This window comes from Candidatus Dadabacteria bacterium (assembly GCA_026706695.1).
Taxonomy (GTDB): Bacteria; Desulfobacterota_D; UBA1144; order Nemesobacterales; family Nemesobacteraceae; genus Nemesobacter.
Window position 1 is genome coordinate 1 of record JAPOYE010000068.1, and the last position, 8,585, is coordinate 8,585.

9 protein-coding genes are annotated in these 8,585 nt (G+C 54.7%); 4 read left to right on the forward strand and 5 right to left on the reverse strand.

Features of this window, described 5'->3' with window-relative positions; translation table 11 throughout:
• Positions 1-372: 372 nt before the first annotated feature.
• Entirely contained in the window at positions 373-1,446 is a 1,074-nt protein-coding gene (locus OXG10_05035; GenBank protein MCY3826728.1) for a glycosyl transferase, read from the forward strand.
• A gap of 23 nt (positions 1,447-1,469) precedes the next feature.
• On the opposite strand, the gene OXG10_05040 is transcribed toward OXG10_05035, so the two are convergent.
• Positions 1,470-2,096 (reverse strand): hypothetical protein, encoded by a 627-nt coding sequence (locus OXG10_05040; protein MCY3826729.1) that lies wholly within the window; start codon positions 2,094-2,096, stop codon positions 1,470-1,472.
• Positions 2,097-2,262: 166 nt separating this feature from the next.
• Here OXG10_05040 and OXG10_05045 point away from each other — a divergent pair, with 166 nt between their 5' ends.
• The 3 genes from OXG10_05045 to OXG10_05055 all read left to right on the forward strand — a co-directional run bounded on the left by OXG10_05045 (position 2,263) and on the right by OXG10_05055 (position 4,481).
• Positions 2,263-3,084, forward strand: a complete 822-nt coding sequence (locus tag OXG10_05045) for a vitamin K epoxide reductase family protein (protein ID MCY3826730.1) — start codon at positions 2,263-2,265, stop codon at positions 3,082-3,084.
• 125 nt (positions 3,085-3,209) lie between these two features.
• Positions 3,210-4,052, forward strand: a complete 843-nt coding sequence (locus OXG10_05050; GenBank protein ID MCY3826731.1) for a M23 family metallopeptidase — start codon at positions 3,210-3,212, stop codon at positions 4,050-4,052.
• A 57-nt stretch (positions 4,053-4,109) separates the two neighbouring features.
• Positions 4,110-4,481 carry a polymer-forming cytoskeletal protein gene (locus OXG10_05055; GenBank protein ID MCY3826732.1) on the forward strand — a complete coding sequence of 124 codons (372 nt, stop codon included), beginning with the start codon at positions 4,110-4,112 and terminating at the stop codon, positions 4,479-4,481.
• Here OXG10_05055 and OXG10_05060 read toward each other — a convergent pair.
• From OXG10_05060 to OXG10_05075, 4 genes are all read right to left on the reverse strand, one after another.
• On the reverse strand, positions 4,478-4,936 hold the full coding sequence (locus OXG10_05060; protein ID MCY3826733.1) for a copper chaperone PCu(A)C: 459 nt from the start codon (positions 4,934-4,936) through the stop codon (positions 4,478-4,480). The genes OXG10_05055 and OXG10_05060 overlap by 4 nt on opposite strands.
• 6 nt (positions 4,937-4,942) lie before the next feature.
• Complete coding sequence (locus OXG10_05065; protein ID MCY3826734.1) at positions 4,943-5,536, reverse strand: SCO family protein; 594 nt, start codon at positions 5,534-5,536, stop codon at positions 4,943-4,945.
• A 276-nt stretch (positions 5,537-5,812) separates the two neighbouring features.
• Entirely contained in the window at positions 5,813-7,450 is a 1,638-nt protein-coding gene (gene groL, locus OXG10_05070; protein ID MCY3826735.1) for a chaperonin GroEL, read from the reverse strand.
• A gap of 20 nt (positions 7,451-7,470) precedes the next feature.
• Positions 7,471-7,761 (reverse strand): co-chaperone GroES, encoded by a 291-nt coding sequence (locus OXG10_05075; protein MCY3826736.1) that lies wholly within the window; start codon positions 7,759-7,761, stop codon positions 7,471-7,473.
• Positions 7,762-8,585 lie beyond the last annotated feature (824 nt).

Consider the following 8,585-nt stretch of genomic DNA (forward strand, 5'->3'; position numbering starts at 1 on the left):
CTAGTTATGTATATAAGTTCCCCCTGTTTTAACATATCGCATTGACTAATTACGTCAATAGTCAATACGGTTCCCGAGGCAGTCAGTCCTTACACATTTGCCAACCGAACGGCAAAACGGATTCTCTCTCGGGAATCGTAGCGCAGTAAAACAATAATAGGCATCCCGTAACCGGGCCTTAACAACTTGCAATCCTCCAGCAAAAACAGGATGTGAGCATTGTTCCGGCAACAGGGCACAGGAAATCGTTAACCGCTCCTTAACAGGGCCCTTACCGTTCTTTGATAAAAAACGGCAATAAATACCGTAGGGATATGTTTAACAACGCCCGCAAAAAAGTTTACAATTACCTCACGCGCGAGGAGAAGAGATTTGAAGATACTCTACGCCATACAGGGAACCGGGAACGGCCACATAAGCCGCTCAAAAGACGTGATAACCGAGCTTCGAAAGTCGGTCGAGGTCGACATTATGGTAAGCGAGCGCCAGCACGAAATAGATCTCGGCTTCGAGGTCAAGTATAACCTGCGGGGACTCGGATTCGTGTTCGGAAAAAACGGCGGAATCGACTACTACGCCTCAATAAAGAAGGCTCGCTTCGACAAGCTGCTCGGGGACGTTAACGATCTTCCCGTAGCGGATTACGACATGGTGGTAAGCGACTTCGAGCCCATATCCTCCTGGGCGTGCCGCCTCAAGAAAAGGCCCTGTGTTTCGCTTTCCCACCAGACGTCGTTCGCATCCCCCAAGACCCCGAGGCCCGAGAAGCCGAACAAGATAATGGAATTCATAATAAAGTGGTACGCCCCCGTTTGCATACCGCTCGGGCTTCATTTCCGCGAGTACGACAACTTCATAAAGACCCCCATAATAAGAAAGGAGCTTCGCCGCTACGAAGTGCGCCGAAACGGCCACTACACGGTCTATCTCCCGAGCTTTGACGAGCGCACCCTGATCAGGCATCTGAGCAAAATCGACGTGCGCTGGGAGCTTTTCTCAAAACACTACAAGGGAGAGCCCTACACAGAAGGAAACGTCACCGTGTACCCGGTAAGCTACGAGAAGTTCATAGAAAGCTTCACCGAAAGCGAGGGCATACTCACCAACGCCGGATTCGAGACGCCTTCCGAGGCCCTTTTCCTAGGCAAGAAGCTGCTCGCGGTGCCGATGAAGGGGCAGTACGAGCAGGAGTGCAACGCGGTGGCGCTTGAGCAGATGGGATTCGAGGTGCTCCACAAGGTGGGCAGCGATTTCGAAAGCGTCCTTGAGAGATGGGTATCCCTTCCCCGGGCGCAGCCCGAACCCTACAGGGACGTCGTTCCCGACATATCGGAAACCATACTTGCCCTTGCCGAGCGCTACGGGGGCGAAGAGGAGTTCAGACACCCGACCGGCTCCCCTATCGAAGACGCCGAGCGAAAGGGGCTCCTAGACCTTTTTCTCTGAGGATAAAACCGCGGCGGGGAAAATCAGGGAAGAAAGAACCAGAAGACCGCGATGCCGAGAACCAGCCCCGCCAGTGTCTGGGCCAGGCTGTGGCACCCGAGTCTCACCCTCGACCACGCGACCAGCAGGGCAAGGGGCGGGATAACGAAAACCAAGGCCTCGTGCGGATGGGCGAACACCACCGCCCCGAGCGCTCCGATTGCGGCGCAGTGACCGCTTATCTTCCAGTAAAGCGAAACCAGTATCCAGAGGCCCGTAAGCGCAAGGCACAAGTAGCCGAGCGTGACCAAGGCGCCCGGGCCACCGACGAATCCGTAGAGAAGGAGCGACAATACCGAGTAGACGAAAATAACGCTGAGGGGCCTTATCCGCTCCTCCCTCACACTTATATGAAAATCCGTCACCTTGCCCTGTCCCATGAGATAGAATATGTAGGCCGTCGGGGCGAGCACGAAAAGCAGCAGGAAAAGGGAGATCCAGAGGAACTTGGAGGAGTGGTCAAGCGAGTAGGAGCAGAGAATCACCGCGTAGAAAACCACAAGCGCGGGGGAAAAAACGGTGGAGACAAAGTTCGCCGCGCCTACGACCCTGCCACCCTCGGCGGGACGCGGAAACGTAACCTTTTGAGCTATGTTGTCGTTGTTAATCATTCTTTCCCTCGACCCTGTATAAAATAAAAACCGCATGGAGCGCAAAAAACAAGAGATAAACCGAAGGTTTTTTAATCACCCTTTTAAAAACCGTTAACACGGCCTTAAGCTTGCAGGGCAAAGAGGGTTCTAAAACCCGCGAATAATCTGTATAATACCCAACGGGATGACCGCAAAAGGAAAAAAATTCTTTCTTAGCGGCGCCACGGGGACGGCGACCGTCCTCTGCGCACTTGGAGCGCTAGTATCAGGATACCTGCTTGTGGCTGACTTCGTGCTCGGGGGCGCGGAGCTTTGCCTTACGGGCAAAGGCTGCGACATGGTAAGGGAGAGCCGGTACTCGAGCATCGGGGGCATACCGGTCTCGCTGCTCGGAGTTTTGGGATACGCGTCTATGGTGACCGTTTCCGTCTCGCGCCTTGGGCGGCGGACAAAGTGGAACCTTCTTTTCTGGCTATCGGCGGCGGCTGTCGGTTTTTCGGCTTACCTCACCTACCTTGAACTTTTCATAATAGAGACGCTTTGCTCCTGGTGCGTGGCCTCGGCCGTAATCGCGGTAGCGGTGTTTCTGCTCGCAGCCTCTCAAACGACCGGCGGCGCCATAAAGTCCTTCGGCGGAGCGGCGGCGGTTTTCGTCTTGGTGTTTGCCGCATCTTACTCCATTCATTCCCCCGCCCCGCGGGAGAATCCCTCGTCCGCGGCTACCTTTTACCAGGTGAGCCTTGCGAAATACCTCTCGGAGCGCGGAGCAACCATGTACGGCTCATACAACTGCGGTCACTGCGAGAAGCAGAAGGAGCTTTTCGGGGGGGCTTTCGGCCACATAACCTACGTTGAGTGCAGCCGAAGCGGTCCCGACCCCAATCCTACCCTCTGCGCGGTCAAGAACATAAAAAGCTACCCCACTTGGGAAATCGGCGGAGAGTTCCACGAGGGGGTAAGAACTCTCGAGCAGCTCGGGAGGATCTCGGGTTATTCGGGCAAGTGAAAGTTCCCCACTACAAGGCGCTGCGATCACTTGCCATTGCTTTGACAAGGGACTTTTATCAATTATCTTTATCTGAACGTTCCTATTACAACTGGGCCGCTATCGGGGCGGCATTGGGGTGAAGGGTGGAAAAAAGAAACGACGGATTATCGTTCATAGTATGCTGTAACAAGTTCGGGTGGACCCGGTCTTGGGACATAAGCAGGAAACGGTTCCAGTTCGTGCTGGGCGCCTTGGGGATTTTCGTGCTGGGCGCGCTTCTCTCCTTCTTTCTCTCATACAAGTTCTACGGGGAAGCACAAGATATCCGGGCGCAGAAGCAAGCCGAGATAGACGAACTGCTAAGCGCCGTCGAGGCGATGTCGCACGACATAATCGTGGACAAGAAACTTGAGGACAAGTTCATAAAAAGGGTCCTTCGTCTTGAGAAAAAACTTGCCTCCATGGAGAGAACGCTCTCCGAGAAAAAGCGGAGAAAGGCTCTCCCTGCGGGAGGACGCGGCTTCCAGACAAGCGATATCGGTCACGATTACTTCGACGCGGTCGAGAAGGACATAGACCGCCTCGCCGAGGCCATGAACTCCATTCCTTTCGGAAAACCCACGCGGGGAGGAATTTCTTCGCACTACGGCTACAGGAAATCTCCCTTCTCGGAGGCCAGGGAGTTTCACGGCGGAGTAGATTTCAGGGGGGAAATAGGAGACGAGGTCGCGGCCACGGCGGACGGCGTCGTTCAGAAGGCCAAGTACGCTAAGGGCTACGGAAAGCACGTTGTCATCAAGCACAAAAAAGGCTACAAGACTCTCTATGGGCATCTCTCCAAGATAAGCGTCACCAGGGGCCAGAAGGTCGTAGCGGGAGAGAAGATAGGGGAACTAGGATCGACGGGCCGCTCAACCGGGCCGCATCTTCACTACGAGATAATAAAATACGGGAGAAGGATCAACCCCAAAAAATACGTAAAATAGGGAAAAGCCTGTATGTATAACAGCAAGCGGAAGAACAAAAACAATAACTCGGGTGCCATGGAAACAGTTCTGGGCGAAGGCGTGGTGTTCGAGGGAATCATCTCGTGCGAGGGATCGATGAAGGTCGAAGGCGAACTCAAGGGAGACATAAAAGTCGCCAACTCGATCGTGGTGGGCCCTAACGGTTCGGTAACCGGGGACATAAACGCCAGAGAGGTCATCATATTCGGGAAAGTAGCCGGAAAAATAGATGCCGGGGCGCTTGAGATCAAAAGCACTGGAGCAATAACGGGAGAAGTCCTGATCGAAACCCTGATAACCGAGGCCGGGGGAATCATGAGGGCGAAGTGCGAAATGAAAAGCCCCGCACCGAAAGGCGTAAAGGATAAAGGCCCGGCGCCCAGCTCCTCCCAAGCGGCGAAACCCTAATGGTGGTGGTGGCCGCGGCGGGTTGCCTCGGGGGGATCGAGGACAGGCGCCGTAACCGATATCCGCGCGCCCGAGCGGAACTTCAATTCCAAAATCACGCTTTCTTCTATATCGCCCGAGAGCCCCTCTAGCATCACGTGATAGCCTCCCGGCGAAAGGGCAACAGACTTGCCCGCCGGAATCTCAATCAAAGCAACCTTCTTCATTGCCATCGAATCTTCCCTCATCTCAGTAACGTGAAGGGAGGACGAAGCGGAGCAGCTGCAGCTCACTTCCAAAAGTTCGTCTCCCGCGGCGGCGGGGTTCTCAATAACCATGTAGGCCGCGGTCACGGAAGCGCCCGGGGGATTTTGTCTTACCCACGGATCCTTGACGGAAATCTCCCCCTTGCTCCAAGCCAGGGGAGCGACAAGCAGGAAAACAGCTAAAACGATCAGGGCTTTTTTAACGTTCATGAGCGCTTACAGAAGAAGGCGTTTTACGTCGCCTGCTATTTTCTTCGGGTCAAGCTTTTCCTTGGGGTAGCGAAGCATCATCTCGCCTCCGGGACCTATCAGGTAAACCGCAGGGGAGTGAGCTACCCCGTAGTCTGACTCTGAGGTCTCCCGCTCCTTTGAATAAAAGGTTCCGCAGGCGTCGTTTACCTGCTTTATAGACTGCTCTGGACCCGTGAGACCTATTATACCTTCGTGGAAAAACGGAACGTAGGTCCCGAGTTTGGCCACGGTGTCGCGCTCCGGGTCAACGGTTATGAAAAGCGCCATGACCGCCCCCTCGTCTCCCACAAGATCAAGCACCTCTCCCAGCATCCCCAGGGTGGTGGGACATACGTCCGGACAGTTCGTAAACCCGAAATTAAGCAGTATGACCTTGCCCGAGTGGTCGGAGAGAGAAAATTCTCGGTTCCGGTGGTCGGTAAGGGAAAAATCAAAGGCGGGGCGGCGATACTCATCCCCGTGGAAGCTTCCCTTGTCCGTGCCGAGGAACCCAAGGACCGCAACCCACACAACAGCGATCAGCGCCAAAGCGGTTAAAAGCAAGTAGTGCCGTTTCATTCGAAGTAACCCCGTAACAGGTTAGGACAGAAAATATACACCGCCTTTTCGATTAGACAAAAAAAGAGCGCCTCAGGGGGGCCGAGGCGCTCTTCCTAACAAAAAGGAGGATGAAGGATGAGTATTGATCAATATTTCTAATCAACACTATAAAATATAAGTAATTTACTTAAACTGTCAAGGGAAAATTAAAAAAATTCGAAATAGCAAAAAAAAGCGGGCAGGGCGCCCGTGCGCCGTGCCCGCTTCGTGGTTTCTGCCAGGTAGAGGCGGATTCTACATCATGCCGCCCATGCCCATCGGTCCGCCAGGAGGCATCCCGGCGCCGCCCGTATCCTCTTTCGGAATGTCGACTACCAGCGCCTCGGTGGTGAGCAGAAGACCCGCGACGCTTGCCGCGTTCTGCATGGCCGTCCTGGTCACCTTCGCGGGATCGAGAATACCGGCCTTTATGAGGTCCGTGTACTCGAGCTTCGCGGCGTCAAAGCCGTTTGAGCCCTTCTGGTTGATTACCTTCTCTACCACTATGGAGCCGTCCCATCCGGCGTTGGAGGCTATTCCCCTAAGGGGCTCCTCAAGCGCTTTCTTCACGATGTTGACTCCCGCCTGCTCCTCGGGATCCGCGCCGTCGTACTTGTTGACCGCGCCTATGGCCCTTATGAAGGCCACGCCTCCGCCTGGAACTATTCCTTCCTCGACGGCGGCCCGGGTGGCGTTAAGGGCGTCCTCAACCCTGTCCTTTTTCTCTTTCATCTCGGTCTCGGTGGCGGCCCCTACCCTGATCACGGCCACGCCCCCGGCGAGCTTGGCGAGGCGCTCCTGGAGCTTCTCGCGGTCGTACTCGCCGCTTGCTATCTCTATCTGGCTTTTGATCTGGTTTATGCGGCCCTCTATTGACCCCCTGGTGCCGGAACCTCCGACGACCGTTGTGTCGTCGCGGTCTATGACAACCCTCTTCGCCTGTCCGAGATCGGTTATCTTGGCACTCTCAAGCTTCATGCCGGCCTCTTCCGATATTACCTGTCCGCCCGTTAAAACGGCTATGTCCTCGATCATGGCCTTTCTGCGGTCCCCGAACCCGGGGGCCTTTATGGCCGCGACCTTGAGCGTTCCCCTGATCTTGTTAACGACCAGGGTCGCGAGGGCTTCTCCCTCGACATCCTCCGCGATTATCAAAAGGGGCTTGGTGCTTCTCGCCACTTCCTCAAGAAGCGGGAGAAGGTCCTTCATGTTGGCTATCTTCTTGTCGAAAAGCAGGATGAGCGGATCTTCGAGCTCAACCGTCATCTTCTCGGGCTCGGTCACGAAGTAGGGGCTGAGATACCCCCTGTCAAACTGCATTCCCTCAACCACGTCAAGCTCGGTGTCGAGGCTTCTTCCCTCCTCAACGGTTATGACCCCGTCCTTTCCTACCTTCTCCATGGCGTCGGCTATGATGCTTCCGACGTTCTGGTCCCCGTTCGCGGAAACCGTGGCCACCTGGGCTATCTCCGTGCGTCCCTTCACCTGCTTGCTTGATTTCCTTATGCTCCCGGTCACAACCTCGACCGACTGGTCTATTCCCCTTTTAAGCTTCATGGGGTCGTGCCCGGCGGCAACCAGCTTTATGCCTTCGCGGTATATCGCCTGGGCAAGTATGGTGGCCGTCGTGGTGCCGTCTCCGGCGACGTCGCTGGTCTTTGAGGCGACCTCCTTTACCATCTGGGCTCCCATGTTCTCGAATTTGTCCTCAATCTCTATTTCCTTGGCCACGGAAACCCCGTCCTTGGTCACGACCGGAGCTCCGAACGTTTTCTCTATCAGCACGTTGCGTCCCCTTGGACCCAGCGTAGCCTTCACAGCGGCCGCGAGCTTGTTAACGCCCTCGAGAACTTTCTCCCTGGCCTCAGTGTCAAATAACAGATCTTTTGCCATTTTATTGTTTTCCTCCTTTGTTAGTCTTCTATCACCGCGAGTATCTCGTGTTCGGGGATAATCAGGTAATCCTCGCCGCCGAGCGAAACCTCGCTTCCGCCGTATTTTCCGAATATGACCCTGTCGCCGGGCTTTACGTCAAGCGGAAAAATTTCTCCGTTTTCAATGGGCCTTCCCTTCCCCACGGCAATAACCTCTGCCTGCTGGGGTTTCTCAGCCGCGGTGTCGGGGATTATGATTCCCCCTTCCGTCGTCTCAGACACGTCAAGACGCTTTATCAAGACCTTGTCATGTAGCGGTCTTATCTCCATCTCTAATACCTCCTTTTTAACTTTTTAAAGCTGACTGGCACTTGCGCCTTCCAAGTGCCAACTATAAAGTAAGCACGTTTTTGCGGGTGTCAAGGGATGGAGGGAAAAAAGAGGGGCTGATTTTCCATTTGCTGAAAAGGTTGAACAAGAAAAATTTTTCGTTGTCCGAGAAACCTTGGTCCAAGAAAATTGAGAAAAGAACGTGATGGGTTCTGCAGTGCTGGCGAAGAAGCTGAAAAAAGCTGAGGCCGCTCACAGGCTAGCTGGAACGACCTCGTTACTCCTTCTACACATGGCAGACGAGCTGCCGTTAATTTAATGTCTGCAAGATTAAATGTCAAATGCTGGCAAGTTCTACACGGACAGGCGCATTTCTTGATAAACCAAGTTGCAGTCGATAGAATTCTGTGAACGGATTTACGCTCCCATGTATGTAAAAAGCTCTTGGACGCGGGAGTTCCCGAAAGGCGGGCCGAGGCGTAAGTTTGCGTTTTGGGCGAGGCAGTTGAATGCAGTCCGGCGTGAAGCGGGATACTGGAGGGGGCGGGTGGACGCAGGGAAAACTGAGCGGCCCGACGGACGGGGCTTCGGGAAACCAAGCAGGCTGCGGGAGAATTCAGGCAGGAGATCAGGCAGGAAATGAGAGCTTGGGCGGAGGGGGTCGCCAAGCTTGCGACCTTGCGCGCGCAAGGCGCTGGAGCGGCGGTTCTCACCGGTCTCGGGATTATCTGAAACCACCTGTCGGCACCATCCCGCTAACCCGGCGGGAATGAAGGAGATGCTTGCGAAAAAACGGCGATGCGATGAAAAAACACCCTGAAGAC